The sequence below is a fragment of the Pseudoneobacillus rhizosphaerae genome, from assembly GCF_917563885.1.
In the GTDB taxonomy this organism is placed as follows: Bacteria; Bacillota; Bacilli; order Bacillales; family Cytobacillaceae; genus Pseudoneobacillus; species Pseudoneobacillus rhizosphaerae.
In genome coordinates, this window is sequence record NZ_CAKJTG010000004.1 from 152968 (window position 1) to 169731 (window position 16764).

The window sequence follows — 16764 nt, forward strand, 5'->3', positions numbered from 1 at the left end:
AACTCCTTTCACTAATTGCATACACTTTGCTCTTAGTTTTTTCGGAGTTGTCTATTATTATCCATCATAAATTATATTTTGACATTTAATCGAGTTGCTACTTTTTCAATAAATGGGACGAACAGCTGAATAGATGGTCCAATCCCAATGGTAACAATGATAGTCCCATATCCAATCGGCCCCTTCACAATTAGAGCCAATACTAGAGCAATGAGTTCGCCAATTGTTTTGGCTACAACAAGACTAACATTTAGTCGCTTGCTTACCCCCATCATAATATTATCAATTGGATTTAAAGGGAATTTAGGTTGCAAATACATAGCTACTCCAAGACCTATAATTAGTAGCCCTACAACTAAGGTCACTAATTTTAACATAAATTCATCCGGCTCAAAGTTTCTAAATACAATCAACATCCAAAAATCAATTAATGATCCGATAATAAAAAACGTAAACACGGCCATATAATCAGGTCTACTCTTCAGAAGAACGGCATTTACAAATAAAAGAATGATTCCAATAATAATCACAAAGTTTCCAACCGTGAACCCATAAATCCTTGATAATCCAACATTTAAAGCATCCCATGCCCCAACACCCATATTTGCTTTAATCGTTAATGAAGCACCTAAACTCAATATAATAATGCCCAGTAACCAAAATAATAATCTTTTTATAAAAGACATTTATTTCTCCCTCATCCTGTATTATTTTTGTAACGAAATTGTAAAAATCTGAATATTTACAAAATTAAATATCTAAGGTATACTCATCTTAACTTATTACAAAAGGAGGGTCGCTAGCATTCGATTCGCTAAAAAATTTTTAAGGAGGATTGGGACCGAATTTTGATAAACTTTCAACGATCGTGTTTTAAATAAAACTAAACATGAAGGTTGGTGATCGAACCCCAAAGAAAATTAGCGAATGAATAATGACCTTTTGTAAAAACACAAAAAAACATGTTAGAAAAGACCAATTGTAACATATTTTACCTGTTACTGAAATACTTAAAATCAAAAAAGACTCTGCGCCAAAAATTTGGCACAGAGTCTTTTTTCACTTATAGAAGATAAAATCCAATCCCCATAATAAAGTAGGCTGCTAATAACGTTAATCCCTCAAACCAGTTCGTTTCACCGTCATTCGAAATAATGACAGTCACTAATACAGCGGATACCATGGCAACTAATTCTGGCAAGGTAAAAACCAGAGGCATAGATGTTGGGAAAAATAAAGAAACGAGCACAAGTACAGGTGCAACAAACATCGCTATTTGTAGTGTTGACCCGACAGCTATTTCAACGGCAATATCCATTTTATTTTTATAAGCCAAAATAATAGCAGAAGCATGTTCAGCCGCGTTTCCGACAATCGCAACGATGATAACCCCGATAAATAGCTCTGTCCAACCAAAGGATTCTGCAACTACTTCAAATGTATGGACAAGGTTTTCCGATACATAGGCAACAGCTATAGTTGCGGCAAATAAAATGGCAACCGCTTTGCCTTTTGACCACTCAGGCTCTTCCTTCTCATGGTCGGTCCCTTCCGTTTCACTTTGATAAACCCCTCGATGAGAGACAAGCTTAAAGAATAAGGCAGCTAAGTACAATGCTATCAAAATAATCGATATTCCAACACTTAGATTAAGCGTTTTCTGTTCATTCATTTCCATTGAAAAAACTTCTGGAATGACAAAAGCTACAATAATGGCAAACATAAGCAATCCTGAGTTATGCCTAGCATCATAAACATTAAAAAGCTGTCGTTTATATTTGATTCCACCAATAAAAAAGGAAAGTCCCGCTACTAATAATAGGTTCCCTATAACCGACCCTGTTAAAGAGGCAAGCACGACCCCAATTAAACCTTCCTTTAAAGCAAAAATAGAAATGATCAATTCCACTGCATTTCCGAAAGTGGCATTTAATAATCCACCAATCCTAGGACCTGCGACTACCGCCAAGCTTTCCGTTGCTCTACCCATAAAGCTTGCTAATGCGATAATGGTTAAGCAATAAATTACAAATAGAATCGTACTTGGCCAATGCATTAATGAACCGATGACAGATAATGGAACACCGACCAAAGTGAGAATCATAAATATCTTATTCGCCATATACCTTCCCCTTTCAATTATTCCATAATTATACATTATTAATGAAAGTTTACACTATTTACAAAAAGAACGAAATTTAAAGCTCTTGCAATCTCCTGCTTTTCTCGCTAACATCATCTAGTAGTATTATTATTAGTAAAATGGACATTTTGCATTCCTCATTTAGTTAGGATATCGCCATGTCCATGGAAAAATACAAACATTTGGAGATACTAGTATGAGTGAAAGCAGATTTCGATTTTGGATTTTAGTTAGTATTGTGGCAATATCTGGATTTAGCCAAGGGATGCTATTACCGCTAATTGCGGTTATTTTTGAAAACAGCGGGGTCTCTTCTTCATTAAACGGCTTAAATGCTACCGCCTTATATATCGGTATTCTTTTAGCATCACCATTTATGGAACAGCCATTAAGAAGATATGGTTATAAGCCCATTATTATTCTTGGCGGTTTTCTGGTTATCCTATCCTTAGCCTTATTTCCACTTTGGAAGACATTTTGGTTTTGGTTTTTCCTTCGTCTTTTAATTGGAATAGGAGATCATTCGCTTCACTTCGCCACTCAAACTTGGATTACTTCCTTTTCACCAGAGAATAAGCGTGGACGTAACCTCTCCCTATATGGTTTATTTTTTGGGATTGGATTTGCAGCAGGTCCTTTAATGACACCACTTGTAAAGATAAATGAAGCATTACCGTTTATTGTGTCTACTGTTCTCTGCTTAATAGGGTGGATATTTCTATTTGCTTTGAAAAATGAGTATCCAGAAACAGATATTCGATTAAATTCTTTTTTTGATACCCTAAAAAGATTCTCAGCTGCTTGGAAATACGGATGGGTTGCATTCCTACCTCCATTTGTTTATGGATTTTTAGAATCTTCCTTAAACGGTAGCTTCCCGGTTTATGCTTTGCGAATTGGTCTAGACGTGACCAGCGTTTCCATGTTATTAGCCTCATTTGCGGTTGGGGGCATCATTTTTCAACTACCATTAGGAATTATTAGCGATAAATGGGGACGAAGAAATGTTTTAATTCTCATTCTATTTCTTGGATTTATAAGCTTTACGGCAGCAAGCTTTTTAGAACAACAATCTTATCTTGCCCTTGCTGTATGCTTATTTATGGCAGGTATGTTCGTTGGTTCTACTTTTTCATTAGGAATATCCTACATGGCAGACTTAATGCCGAAAAATTTATTACCTACTGGTAATTTAATGTGTGGGATTTTCTTTAGCTTTGGAAGTTTAGCAGGACCTTCGATCGGTGGTTTATTTATTCAGTTTTTTAAGCAAATAAGCTTCTTTAACATTATTAGTACATTATTTTTAGTGATATTTTTGGTTCAGTTTTTTGTTAAGGAGAAGTCTTTGTTAACCGTAAAGCAATAGAATGACTATTAACACCTCCAAATTAGGAGGTTTTTTTGTACTTTAATAAATGAGAAGAACGATATATTAGAATTAACGCTTAAGGCATTATTACCTTACACATTCACTGATTTAGATATGTAGTTAATTCAAATTGGATACTGAAGGGCAAGTTTTGAGTAATCCTTTTTCAAAACATGCCCTTTTTTATTTGATTGTTTTGTCCAGTTGAGTACGAAGTCACTCGGCGGATTTCGGTAATTAATTATTTCATTATACCTTTTTTCAAACAAACGTTTGATTGATTTTATAAACAGTAGTGCATTTCAGACAGTTCATTCCACTCACGCAAAAATCTACATTTTTCGCGCAGTATACCGCTATAGCATCCACTACTATATTCCCTCTTTAATAGCTTTAAAATATTCTATTTAAAAACCCATATGATGAACCACTTTACTTCACCTCATTCCTCCAGGAATCCTTTAAAGAAACAATCCTATTGAAAACAAGGTTTTCTTCTTTTGAGTTCTTGTCTACACAAAAATAACCATGTCGGATAAATTGAAATTTGTCCTCTACCTTTGCATTTTTCACTGAAGGTTCCACTATACAATCTTTATGGATGAGCCTAGAATGCGGGTTAACCTTCTCAATCCATTCTTTCTCGTTATCTTTCAACAAATTTTCATCTAGAAAAAGTTTGTCAAATAAGTGAATCTCAGCCTTCACTCCATGCAGAGCTGACACCCAGTGAATGGTTCCCTTTACTTTTCGACTTGTGAATCCTGTTCCACTCTTTGTTTCTTCGTCGTAGGTACAACGCAGCTCCGTTATATCTCCTGTTTGTTCATCCTTGATGACTTCATTACATTTAATGAAATATGCTCCCTTTAGTCGAACCTCAGCACCTGGGGATAAGCGTTTAAACCCTTTCACTGGCGCTTCCATAAAATCTTCCTTTTCAATATAAAGGGCCTTTAAAAAAGAAACTTCTCTTTGTCCCAACTCTGGATTCTCCACATTATTCTCGATCGATAAGAATTCAGATTGATCATCTGGGTAATTAGTTATGACCACTTTTAATGGATTTAAAATCGCCATTACATTATTCACTCTCAATTTAAGATTATTTCGCAGTGAACTTTCAAGCATCGCATAATCTACTGTGCTTTGATGTCTAACTATACCAATTTGATCAACAAATTTCCGAATACTTTCAGAGGTAAACCCTCGTCTTCTTAGACCTCTTATGGTCGGTAACCGCGGGTCATCCCAACCATCCACAAATCCACCTGCCACTAACTCTCGCAAATACCGCTTACTCGTTACTACTCCTGTTAGATTCACCCTTCCAAATTCCCTTTGCTTTGGTGCATTTTTAATATTCAAATTTGTTAAGACCCATTCATAAAGTGGACGATGATCTTTAAATTCAATTGAGCACAATGAATAAGTTATCCCTTCGATCGCATCTTGTATTGGATGAGCAAAATCATACATCGGATAAATGCACCATTTTTCTCCTGTTCTGTAATGATGTGCATGGATAATTCGATACAAAATAGGGTCCCTCAAGTTGATATTAGGCGATTTCATATCCATTTTTGCACGCAGCACCATCGATGAGGTTGGAAATTCACCATTCTTCATTTTTTCAAATAACTCCAAGTTTTCATCCAAGGTTCGAGTTCTGTACGGACTATTTTTACCAGGTTCAGTTAATGTTCCTCTGTACTCAGTGATTTCCTCTGGTGTTAGTTCGCACACATACGCCTTCCCGTTTTTGATTAATGTCACTGCTGCTTGAAATATTTCATCCGAATAATCCGATCCATAAAAAATTCTCTCCCCCGGACTGTATTCAAGCCAGTTAATATCTTCTATGATGGCATTCACGAATTCAATGTCTTCCTTTAACGGATTTGTATCATCAAATCGTAAATTAAAATATCCATTATACTTTTTCGCTAACATATAGTTAATGTGAATGGCATAGGCACTTCCAATATGCAAATAACCATTTGGTTCAGGCGGGAACCTTGTACATATAGGTTTAGTCACATGATTCATATCCTCTTCCAAGAGTTTATTCAAGCTGCCAGAAAGCAATTCATTTTCCTCAAACATAACAAATCCTCCTTTATTTTGTACATTTTTCCCAATAAAAAAAATCCCACCCCCAAGACCAATAAATAGTCTTGGGGACGAGATTATATCGTCGTGGTGCCACCCCAGTTCATTCATATGTTACCATATGAACCTTTTCAAGTACGGCATGACAAACCATGCTTATACTCTAGCTCGATAACAGGAGCTCCTGTCACACTATCCCTTAGTAAAGTTCCAATGTGCCGCTCAGAGACTTGGTTCAATAAATCATTCCTGCTCGTTTTCAGCACCCAGAGCTCTCTGTGAGGAATTCATTTACCTACTCTTCTCATCATCGCATTTAAATTGTCTATATCGTATCATCTCAAAAACGGTATGTAAAGAGACGATATGCAGGTATTGACAAAAGGCAAATTAGCCAATTTAGTTCAGTGGCGAACATATTTAAGTTCAATCATTTATACCAGATCGCATCATTGTAAAGTCTACTTTTACATTCACTTTAGCGTTTGGATACATTTCATGCCACTTTTTCTTCGTAAGCTTCGAGTTACGAACAGAGAATCTATATACTTCCCCAAGACCAATGATATCTGAATTTTTGGATTGACAATAAGCAATGAGGTTTTCAACTCGTTTTTCCATTTCTTTTGAAACTTCCTTTTCAAACAGTTTTAAATTACTTGACTTAGTCAAATCAATATCACTATTGATATCAATCAATCTTGCATTTAGCTTTACTTTTATATCAAATTCAAGATTCTTTTTGTTTACAAGCTTTATATCACTATTACTATGTATAGTATCTAAGGAGATAACTGTCTTTCGTTCTGAATGACTTAATCCCCTCAACTTTGGTGATTCACTCATAAAAATTAGTTCTGTACTTCCAGCTTTGTATTTATCGTTAATTAATTTCAGATAAAAACTTTGATCTGTAGAAATTCTACCAACTAAACGGTCATCTTTATAGATCCCAACTCCAGTAAACTTAACTTCCGAGTTATCTATTTTCTTTAGAATCGGAATAAATGGATCTCGTCCTGCTGAGTAGTATCGATGTAAAACCTCCTGTAAAGTAGCAGAAGGCATAATTTCATCTTTTGTATTTTGTTCTATGAGTCTAAATAAGTGTAAACCAATATTAGGGATGTGTGGATCTTGCAGGTTTAACAAATCCCTAGCCTCCCCTTCCACAATGGAAAGGTAAGATAGATCACTAATCGCGGGATCTTTCGCTAATGTATCTGAAATATGAAGCATACGCTGATGAGCTAATTCTTCCCCTAGTAGGATAACTCTTAGCTGTCCCGCTAACAATCTCTTTGATGTCTTCTTATTAGCCGATGTATTAAGGCCCCTTACGGAATAGGCTTGGGTTTCTACTATTTTTATATCGGTTTTGGCATCAGGCTCAATCTTTAATTCCACCGCGGTTCCCTTAATCAATCCTTTTTCTCCTTCATCATATCCAATGGTGGTAATGAGTCCGATTTCTTCAAGTATTTGGGGTTCAGCACAGCCAGTTAGGTTGAAAAAGGCTAACAAATATACAGCTAATATTCTCTTTTTTATCATATTTGTTTCTCCTTAAACCCTTTTATTTTCTTTTTAATTAGTACGAAAACAAACAAAATTATAGGATAACAATAAACAAGATAAAAAGCAGCAAGAGCAAATTTATCATTAAAGGTGTTGATTTTCATACGTGTATTAAGAAATAAACTAGAAATAAACAGGATTAATGAAAATATCCAAATAAAATTGGATTCGTTTATGTTAAATGTTCTATTCATTCCTCGTACAGCTGCCCATAAATATAGCATGATATTAGGAATGATAATCAACATCCAAAATGCGATGGCTATGTATTCCATTCTCTCGATAAAAGGAAGCTTGACAATTTTAAATAAGGAAAGTGTTACCCAAATTGATTTTTCTAATTGACCAGAACTAAAATAAGCAATTGCTAATAGCATAAGTAGCAAATATAATATCGTCGTAATGGCGATTGCCAAGTGGGCAAATTTCTGAACCTTGTTCTTCTCCTTCAAATGAGGATAAATGACATATAAGATTTCAAATCCAATGACTGTAAATGTCATTTTGAATGTACCTTTTAAGATGGCTGGAATATTGCTTTCCAAAATTGGCAAGAAGTGAGTGTAATCGGAATAACGAATTGGATATCCAATAAGTCCTAGCATCCACATAGATAACACAATATTAAAAAAACTAACTCCCACTATTACACGAATCCCACCTGTAACTCCGTATACCACTAATAATAATAATGAAATCGATAAAAACCAGGTAGGAACTTGGGGAAACATCCAAGTTTGGATAACCTCTATATAATTTTTAAGAATCACTAAAGAAGTTACCAAACAATAGAAGATATAAAGACAATTCATCATCCTTCCAATCCACTTACCATAAATGTCATGATGAATACCATAAATATCAGAAGAGCCGTAATATTGTAATGTTTTTATCATAATAAACACAATCATATGGGTTAGAATGCCAGAGAGAATGACAGATATCCAAGCATCCTGCTTGGCCTCCAAAAAAATGATTCTTTGAAAACCCTGTATTCCAACACCAACTTGAATATCATGAATAATAAAAAATACTAAAAAGGTACTTAACAATAATTGTGGTTTAGGTTGATATTGAATGTCCATCCTTGTTCACCTGCCTATTTCGTTCATTCTTTTTCTTTTGCAACTGAAGGATTGTATTTATCAACATCTTCTGGCCGAGTTTGATTAGGTCTTTTGGCAGTAAAAGTTAATGGTAGTCTAATGATACTGTTCTTCCAGTCAGCTAAACGTGGTGGATAAAATGGCGTTAGAAAAGGTGTACCTAGACTGGATTGTCGCAATAGATGGATAAGTATAAAGCAAAAACCGAACATAATCCCATAAAATCCCCAAAAACCTGCCAATACAATGATAGGAAATCGCAAAACCCTTACAATGTTTCCCATTGAATAATTTGGTGTTGTAAAAGAAGCAAGGGCTCCTAAGGCAACAATAATAATTAATATATTACTTGTAAATCCTGCATCTACTGCTGCAGTTCCGATTACAATACCTCCAACAATACCCATTGATTGCCCTACTTTAGTCGGTAATCTAGCAGCTGCTTCTCTTAATAGCTCAATAAAAAACTCCATTATCAATGCTTCCATTATGGGTGGGAAAGGTACCCTTGCCCTAGATTCACTAAGAGGAATTAACAAGGTTTGTGGAATCACTTCATAGTGAAAGGTCAGTGAAGCCACATAAATAGCAGTAAAATAGACAGAAAGGAATAAGGCAAAAATTCTTAACAGCCTTAAAAATGTAGCCACTTGCCAATTGACATTCTTATCCTCCATACTTTGAAAATATTCTAAAAAAGATTGTGGACATGCAATGGCTTGAGGACTTCCATCTACCATAACAACCAGCTTTCCCATTAATAGCCAACTACAAATTCTATCTGGCCGCTCTGTTAGGACCATCTGCGGAAAAATAGATAAAGAGTTATCTTCAATTAATTGGACTAAAACCGAACTATCTATAAGTCCATCCATATTGATTTTTTTAATCCTATCACGTAGAATATCTACCATTTGTTGGTTGGCAATACCATGAATGTGAATCAATGAAACAGCCGTAGTAGTTCGCTTTCCAACTCTAATATCTTCAATACTAAGATTGGGATCAGCAATATATTTTCTAATTAAAGATAGATTTGTGCTTAGACTTTCATTAAACGCAATCTGCGGACCAATTACTTGTGACTCATTTATGGCATTTGATAAAGCTCGACCAGTATTTGAAGCAATTCTTGCATAAATAACCTTATCTGCACCTTCAAGATGAATGATGACATGTCCACCAATTGCCGATTGAATCACTTTATCCATCTGATTGGTTTTGTCCATGATTCCAACCGATAGTTGTCCCATAATATTTTCAATGCTATGAAACGATTGGTTTTTAATTTGTTCAATAATATCTTTATGGAGCAAGTTCATATCGATTAAAGTATGAAAATAAAATAAAGTAATTCCTGTACCTGGTACCTCTGTTTCTACTATATCCGCACTATTTTGCAGTCTTCTCCTGAATTCAAGTGACATTCTTTCCCTATTTGTAGGTATAATGTTATCCGCATCTTTTGATTTTTCTTTTTCCTGTTTGTTAGTAGACAAGGTTTTTTTGAAGAACATTATGGCTCCCCTTTTAAAAATAAAAAATTATTCACCTTATTGTTCACCTTTTACTTCCAATTATTCAAATCGGCATGGGAACGGCTTTTATCAAATTAAGTAACTAGTTGAAGAATGAGCACGCTTTATGTTTTCAATTGAAACTATTCTGATGTTCATCCGTCATATTGGATGAAGGGAGTGTTCGTCTATGGTAAAAAAGTGTCTCACGTTTATTTTAATTTCTGTTTTGATGATTTTATCTGCTTGCGGAACCAATTCCTCTGTAAAAGAACAGGGACAGGCTAGCAACAATTTGAACTCAGTAGGTAGTAATGAAATTGTTAATATGCATGGAAATGTAAAAAATTTAAACCGATTGGATTTTTTTGTTGAAAACGTTACCGCTAAGAAATCTGACGAGGTTAAGATTACCCATTACACCATTGAAGGAGATCCAATTTATGACACGGTAACCTTTGATGGAAAACAACTTAAAATTACTAACGATAATTCAGAGGACAAATTTGGTTCAGGGGAGATTTTTACGTATACATGTAAAAATTTGACTAAAAACGAATCTGAAACGGGGTTAGAATATTTGCTAATTGATTGTAAAGCACCTGATGGCAGTAGCGGAAATCATCCAATCGTTTCGATTCGTTATAACTTAGCTGAACAAGACTATTTCGCCTTTCGTCTGGAATATGGGGTAAATCAAAAAAATGTGATTGATACAAAAAACCAAGAGATTGTTAAAGACCTCCAAAATGGAGAGATGGCAACAGTGATGGATTTCCAATTTTCCGAATCGGAAATGCAGCAAATCTATAAGGTTTTGGTGATTGGGGGATATCTCGGTGAAAAACAAATCTCGACACAATGTAAGGAAAAGCCACTGTATAGCTACAAACTAAAGGTTTGGATTAATCAAGGTGAACGTGAATTTGAATGGAACAGGTGCGATATGAGTGAGGATGGCAAACAAATGACGAAAGTCGCAGATGATATTATTGCGATTTTGAAGAAGAATGAAACTTACAAGGGATTACCAGAAGTAAAGGGCGATTATGAATAAATATAGAAAAACGGCCTCCACTGTTATATTGGAGGCCGTTTCAAACGAGAAGCTTATTAAGCCTCTTCTTTAACCCGCTTCGGCCGATTCACAATCACAATTCCCGACACCACGAGTATTAATCCAGCCATGACTAAAAAGTAGACTTCTTCCCCCAATAAAAACGAGGACAGGATTACCCCAAAAACAGGCACTAAAAACATGTACAAGGAGACTAATCCGACTTGGTTATACTTCATCACATTATTCCATAGGATGAATCCAGCTGAGGATAAAAAGGCTAGGTAGAAGAGCATCCAGACGGCGTTTGCACTAAAGTCAAACGGAAATAAATTGGAAGAAAAGCTGCCGACTAATAACAAACCTAAGGATCCAAATACCATTTGATACGCAGTCAAATACCCTACTTCCATATCACGACTACCATTCCTAGCAAGGATATTTCCGAAAGCCCCAGATAACATAGCTAACAGTAGGAGAAGTTCTCCCCAGCCGAAATCAATGGTAAACTCACCTTTAGGAAGATTGGCAAAAATAACTCCAGCAAATCCCAATGTCATACCAATCGTTTTAATCATATTAATACGGTCATTCTTATACATGAAATGAGCGAGGATGATTTGAAAAAAAGAAGTCGTCCCTGCGATAATCGAGCCTTGAATTCCAGTTGAGTAGCTCAATCCAATATAAAATAATACATATTGAAAAAAAGTTTGAAAGAGTCCTATTTTAATAACCGGTAAAAACGTTCTTTTTTGAAATAACATATTCTTCTTTAACAAAGAAAAAAAGATAAGAATCAACAGTCCTGCTAAGAAGAATCGATAACCAGCAAAAATCATTTGCTCGCCGATTTCTTCGGGTCGAATGTCTAAGCTTTCATAGCTTAATTTAATAAACGGAAAAGCACTCCCCCACAAAAAGGTTGACCCCGTTGCGGAAATGACGATTCCTAATGGATGGGTAAAAAATCTTTTTGCGTTCATAATTTCGCTCCAATTTTAGTTGCAAATTCTTTCCTAGTTCATAAATTATATGATAAGATTAAAATAACTACAATTAAATGTTTTCTGGCTATCATGCTGTCACCCTCGCTAAAAATCAATTTTGATTTTTACTAGGTGGCAGCTTTCGTGTTTTTTAAGGGTAATGATTTTGATTATTTTTCTCACTTAGAAGGAGGGAATGGAAATGGCGGAACTAGCATTAGCCAAAACGGAAGTCGAAAGGCACAGCGTATTTAAAAAAGTAAAACCACATGCTGAATTGATTGCATCGGTACTATGTGGCATTCTCATTTTAACAGGTTGGCTCTTAGAATTTACCAATCATGATACCACAGCAATCATCGTCTATGTGCTGAGCTTTATTATTGGAGGATACGCCAAAGCAAAAGAAGGTATCGAGGAAACCATCGCCAACAAAGAATTGAACGTTGAAATGTTAATGATTTTTGCTGCAATCGGGTCGGCCATTATTGGCTATTGGACAGAAGGGGCCATTTTGATATTCATCTTTGCTGTAAGTGGTGCACTAGAGACCTATACGATGAATAAAAGCTTTAAAGAAATATCATCGTTAATGAACCTCCAGCCTGAAGAAGCACTTCGAATCCATGGTGGAATTGAAAAAAGAGTTCATGTGTCTGAATTGATTGTCGGTGACCACATTTTAATAAAACCAGGGGAACGCGTTCCTTCAGATGGGAAAATATTAAAAGGCATTACCAATATCGATGAGGCCGCCATTACAGGTGAATCCATTCCAGTAACAAAAAACATTGACGATAGTGTATATGCTGGTACCGTTAATATGACTGGTTCGATAACGGTTGAGATTACAAAACCGAATAGTGAAACCCTTTTTCAAAAAATTATCCAGTTAGTACAAAATGCGCAAAGTGAAAAGTCACCGTCACAGCTTTTTATCGAAAAATTTGAAGGCACCTACGTAAAGGTCGTTTTAGCAATTGTTGCGTTAATGATGGTCCTTCCCCATTATGTTCTCGGCTGGGACTGGACAGAAACCTTTTACCGAGCAATGATTTTATTAGTAGTTGCTTCCCCTTGTGCTTTAGTAGCTTCCATTATGCCAGCTACTTTATCAGCCATTTCGAATGGAGCAAAACACGGAATTCTTTTTAAAGGTGGTGTTCATCTCGAGAACTTAAGCCATTTAAAAGCGATTGCCTTTGATAAAACAGGAACATTAACAAAGGGAAAGCCCGTTGTAACGGATATTCATATTCAAGACGGGGAGGATCATAACGATTTATTATGGAAAATAGCATCGATAGAAAATCATTCTAATCATCCTCTTGCTTTGTCCATTGTTTCGCATGTGAAGAAACATTTAAATAAAGAACTACTCCATCCTGAGACGATTGAGGATATGCCCGGAATGGGCGTAAAGGCAATAATTGGCGAGGAGTATTGGAAAATAGGTAAAGCGGACTTTATCAGTGGGCTAAAATCAAATCATAAGCTGATAGAAAAGGCGAATCTGCTGGCCAGTGAAGGGAAAACAATCGTCTATGTACAAATAAATAATCGAGCTGTTGCCCTCATCGCACTTAAGGATGTTGTTCGTGAGGAGGCTAGTAAAGCGATTAAAGAGCTTAATAAGCTAGGGGTATATTCTGTCATGCTGACTGGGGATAGTGAAAAAACCGCAAAGGTCATTGCATCAGAAAGCCTTGTAAATGAATATGTGGCTGAATGTCTACCTGAGGAAAAAGTGAATCAGCTAATAAAACTGAAGGAACGCTTTAAGACCGTAGCAATGGTTGGTGACGGCATTAATGATGCACCAGCACTTGCTACAGCAAATGTAGGGATTGCCATGGGCGAAGGCACCGATGTTGCTTTAGAAACAGCCGATGTCGTGTTAATGAAAAATGATCTTCCACGAATAGCAGAGGCGATTCGTTTATCAAAAAAAATGAATACAATCATTAAACAAAATATTGTCTTCTCTTTAGTTGTAATCACATTGCTTATTTCATCTAATTTCTTACAAATATTAGATTTGCCTTACGGGGTTATCGGTCACGAGGGAAGCACGATATTGGTCATTTTAAATAGCCTTCGTCTTCTAAGATAAGTGAAAGGGGTGACATGGTCACCCCTTTTTAATTAGTGATAGCTATTTGAACCGTTAGCTGATCCAGATGTTTTGTTCCCTTTAGCACCTTTTGATTTTTGCTTAGTACTACCATCTTTTTTTGTTTTTTTAGTCATCGGTTGTTTACCTCCCTATGATGTAAAGGGCTCTTTAGAAATCATGCCCTCATACCAGTAGTTTGGTCTATTGTCCTTTTTCTATAGTAGGGAAAATTAGACATACTCTTAACACCCTTCTCGTTTACTATAATAAGCATTTATTTCTCCGCCTAAAATGATAATAAAGCCCGAAAGGTAAAACCAAATCATTAAGACGATAATCGCTCCGATACTCCCATATGTTGCTGAATAATTTCCAAAGTTTCCAACGTAATAGGAAAATGCCCAGGATGTAAGTACCCAACCAACCGTTGTAAAAAAGGCTCCACGGATTACACTGACGCATTTAATTTTTTTATTAGGTGCCATCCAATACAGCACTGTAAAAACGATAAATAGGATAATGGAGCTAACTAGCCATCTAATTGTATTCCATATTGTTAAAAACTCGTTTGATAAACCAAACTCCGAGAAAAGAAATATGCCAATTTCTCTTCCGAAAACCGGGAGTAGCAAAGCTAAAATAAACACAAAAATCATCGCAAAAGTAAATACAATGGCCATCCCTCTTGCGACAAGGAAATGCCGTGTTTCTTTAACATCATACGCTTTATTAAAAGCACGTACAATGGCATTAATTCCGTTTGAAGCTGACCAAAGTGTACCGATAATCCCGATACTTAAAAGCTTCCCATTTTGATTAGCCATAATATCTTTTAAATTAGATTCGATTAAAGTCATTGCTTCCCCTGGAGCAAAATCACGTATTACTCCTAATAAATCCACCTCTGAAATAGGTAAATATGGGATTACGGTCACTACAACAATTAATAATGGAAAAAGGGACAATAGAAAAAAGTAGGCTAACTGAGAGGCTAAGCCTGAAACATCATCCTCCTCCATCCGGTACCACATATCCTTAATAATCGATTTGTTTAGTCCTTTCAAGACATCACCTCTTACTTAACTATGCTCTTTCAAAAAGGCTTCCTTCGTTTCTTTGACGAGACCAGTCACTTCAGGTGTTAGCTCACGTATCTCATCTATTTTCTTTGTAATAAAAGAAATATCTTCACTTATTTGGCTTGCAGTTTCTTTAAATTCCTTGGTTTTCTCAATTACAGTTGTTGCTATTTCTTTAGGATGTGTAAAACCGTAAGAAATATTTTTTGCTATCTTACCGTATTTATCACCCACCGCATGTCTTGTATCTCGATCCAATAAGCTGATTAGTCCGCCAGCAATTGCGCCAGCCAATACGCCTGTCCAAAACTTATTTGTGTTCCCCATATTTAAAACGCCCCTTTGTTCTAAGTTGTTTTCATTTAATCCATTTTACCAAAACTTAGCAATGAAGAAAACGAGATCCCTTCTTTCCTCACGGTTGACTTTTGATTTTAAAAGTGAAAAGATAAATTGTAGTACTCTTGGGGAGGATGAATATTTTGGATTTAACTCAAAAATCGGTTGAGAATGTGGAATACATGATTGAAAAGATAAAAGAAAAATTAAAGGTTTTAAACTTCGCGGCCATTAAGCCGTCACACTTTGATGAAGAAATGTACGAGGAATTAAAGGATATATATGATTTAGTGATGAAAAAACCTACCTTCAGTCCTAATGAAATGCAGGCCATTGTTGAAGAGTTAGGAAGCTTAAAAAAGTAAATGATAGAGGGTTTGCCAGGTGGCAAACCCTCATTTTTTTATTAAATCGAATCTTGATCCGTTAAAATGACTGGACCATCTTTTGTGATTGCAATCGTATGCTCATACTGCGCTGAATATTTTCCATCAATTGTTCTCGCGGTCCACTGATTATCATCCATTTTCGTTCGGTAATCTCCTACGTTAACCATCGGCTCAATCGTGAACACCATTCCTTCTTTAATCCTTGCTCCCTTACCAGGTAAACCAAAGTGAGGGACATCGGGTTTTTCATGAATTGTGTTCCCAATCCCATGACCAATAAAGTTACGTACAACTGAAAAACCTTCTCCCTCTACGTACGTTTGAATCGCATGTCCGATATCACCAATTCGATTTCCAGGCTGAGCTACGTCAATCGCTTTATATAAAGAATCCTTCGTTATGTTTAATAATTTTGTCGTCTCAGATGAAACCTTTCCGACTGGATAGGACCAAGCCGAATCGGCTAACCCTCCATTTAAATTAACTACCATATCAATTGTAACGATATCGCCCTCTTGAAGTGGTGTTTTTCGAGGGAAACCGTGGCAAACCTCATCATTAATACTTGCACAGGTTGCGTATTCATAACCTCTATACCCCTTTTGTTCAGGAGTCGCCCCATACTTTTTTAAAAACTTCTCCACAAATGTATCTATCTCCCAAGTAGTCACTCCTGGTTTTATTAACTTGGCTATCTCTTTATGGCAAGCCGCAAGGACCTTCCCTGCCTCTCGCATTTTTTCAATTTCGCGAGGTGATTTTAGGACAATCATATTTCCCCTTCTTTCCGTGCTTATCATTTCCAACACCATCATTAAGTTACCTATCATTTTACTCCTTTTTTGACTACAGAAAAAGGAAAAGGCATATTATTGCTCAATATAGTTTTTTCAAAAAACCATTAGTTATTAAATGTCAATACAACAGATAAATTTTTATTATAATATTGTCTATTTTATGACAATTG

14 protein-coding genes and 1 other annotated feature are annotated in these 16764 nt (G+C 35.9%); of the genes, 4 read left to right on the top strand and 10 right to left on the bottom strand.

Annotation, left to right across the window (positions count from 1 at the left end):
* Positions 1-71: 71 nt before the first annotated feature.
* Both LRP83_RS04430 and cax read right to left on the bottom strand, forming a co-directional pair.
* A complete protein-coding gene (locus LRP83_RS04430; protein ID WP_230495468.1) occupies positions 72-686 on the bottom strand; it encodes a YczE/YyaS/YitT family protein in 615 nt (204 codons plus the stop codon).
* Between the two features lie 377 nt (positions 687-1063).
* A complete protein-coding gene (cax, locus tag LRP83_RS04435; RefSeq protein ID WP_230495469.1) occupies positions 1064-2122 on the bottom strand; it encodes a calcium/proton exchanger in 1059 nt (352 codons plus the stop codon).
* Between the two features lie 217 nt (positions 2123-2339).
* On the opposite strand from cax, the gene LRP83_RS04440 reads away from it, so the two are divergent.
* Positions 2340-3512: an MFS transporter gene (locus tag LRP83_RS04440; RefSeq protein WP_230495470.1), complete on the top strand. Its 1173-nt coding sequence runs from the start codon at positions 2340-2342 to the stop codon at positions 3510-3512.
* Between the two features lie 435 nt (positions 3513-3947).
* Here the strand turns inward: LRP83_RS04440 and LRP83_RS04445 are convergent, their stop codons facing one another.
* From LRP83_RS04445 to LRP83_RS04460, 4 genes are all read right to left on the bottom strand, one after another.
* Complete coding sequence (locus tag LRP83_RS04445; protein ID WP_230495471.1) at positions 3948-5621, bottom strand: glutamine--tRNA ligase/YqeY domain fusion protein; 1674 nt, start codon at positions 5619-5621, stop codon at positions 3948-3950.
* A gap of 70 nt (positions 5622-5691) precedes the next feature.
* Positions 5692-5947: a binding site (T-box leader), on the bottom strand.
* 106 nt (positions 5948-6053) lie between these two features.
* Positions 6054-7181, bottom strand: coding sequence for a Ger(x)C family spore germination protein (locus LRP83_RS04450; RefSeq protein ID WP_230495472.1), 1128 nt, complete (start codon positions 7179-7181; stop codon positions 6054-6056).
* Positions 7178-8290 carry a GerAB/ArcD/ProY family transporter gene (locus tag LRP83_RS04455; RefSeq protein ID WP_230495473.1) on the bottom strand — a complete coding sequence of 371 codons (1113 nt, stop codon included), beginning with the start codon at positions 8288-8290 and terminating at the stop codon, positions 7178-7180. The genes LRP83_RS04450 and LRP83_RS04455 overlap by 4 nt, the downstream gene beginning before the upstream one ends.
* A 23-nt stretch (positions 8291-8313) precedes the next feature.
* Positions 8314-9828, bottom strand: a complete 1515-nt coding sequence (locus LRP83_RS04460) for a spore germination protein (protein WP_230495474.1) — start codon at positions 9826-9828, stop codon at positions 8314-8316.
* A gap of 190 nt (positions 9829-10018) precedes the next feature.
* On the opposite strand from LRP83_RS04460, the gene LRP83_RS04465 reads away from it, so the two are divergent.
* Entirely contained in the window at positions 10019-10885 is an 867-nt protein-coding gene (locus LRP83_RS04465) for a DUF4362 domain-containing protein (RefSeq protein WP_230495475.1), read from the top strand.
* 56 nt (positions 10886-10941) lie between these two features.
* Here LRP83_RS04465 and LRP83_RS04470 read toward each other — a convergent pair whose 3' ends face one another.
* Positions 10942-11871, bottom strand: a complete 930-nt coding sequence (locus LRP83_RS04470) for a DMT family transporter (protein WP_230495476.1) — start codon at positions 11869-11871, stop codon at positions 10942-10944.
* A 199-nt stretch (positions 11872-12070) separates the two neighbouring features.
* Here LRP83_RS04470 and LRP83_RS04475 point away from each other — a divergent pair, with 199 nt between their 5' ends.
* Positions 12071-13987: a heavy metal translocating P-type ATPase gene (locus tag LRP83_RS04475; protein WP_435531325.1), complete on the top strand. Its 1917-nt coding sequence runs from the start codon at positions 12071-12073 to the stop codon at positions 13985-13987.
* A gap of 245 nt (positions 13988-14232) precedes the next feature.
* On the opposite strand, the gene LRP83_RS04480 is transcribed toward LRP83_RS04475, so the two are convergent.
* Positions 14233-15021 carry a YihY/virulence factor BrkB family protein gene (locus LRP83_RS04480; protein WP_230495568.1) on the bottom strand — a complete coding sequence of 263 codons (789 nt, stop codon included), beginning with the start codon at positions 15019-15021 and terminating at the stop codon, positions 14233-14235.
* Positions 15022-15069: 48 nt separating this feature from the next.
* Complete coding sequence (locus LRP83_RS04485; protein WP_230495478.1) at positions 15070-15396, bottom strand: YtxH domain-containing protein; 327 nt, start codon at positions 15394-15396, stop codon at positions 15070-15072.
* A 155-nt stretch (positions 15397-15551) separates the two neighbouring features.
* Here LRP83_RS04485 and LRP83_RS04490 point away from each other — a divergent pair, with 155 nt between their 5' ends.
* Positions 15552-15773, top strand: coding sequence for a DUF1128 domain-containing protein (locus LRP83_RS04490; RefSeq protein ID WP_230495479.1), 222 nt, complete (start codon positions 15552-15554; stop codon positions 15771-15773).
* Positions 15774-15814: 41 nt separating this feature from the next.
* Here LRP83_RS04490 and map read toward each other — a convergent pair whose 3' ends face one another.
* Entirely contained in the window at positions 15815-16570 is a 756-nt protein-coding gene (gene map / locus LRP83_RS04495; protein WP_230495480.1) for a type I methionyl aminopeptidase, read from the bottom strand.
* Positions 16571-16764: the final 194 nt, after the last annotated feature.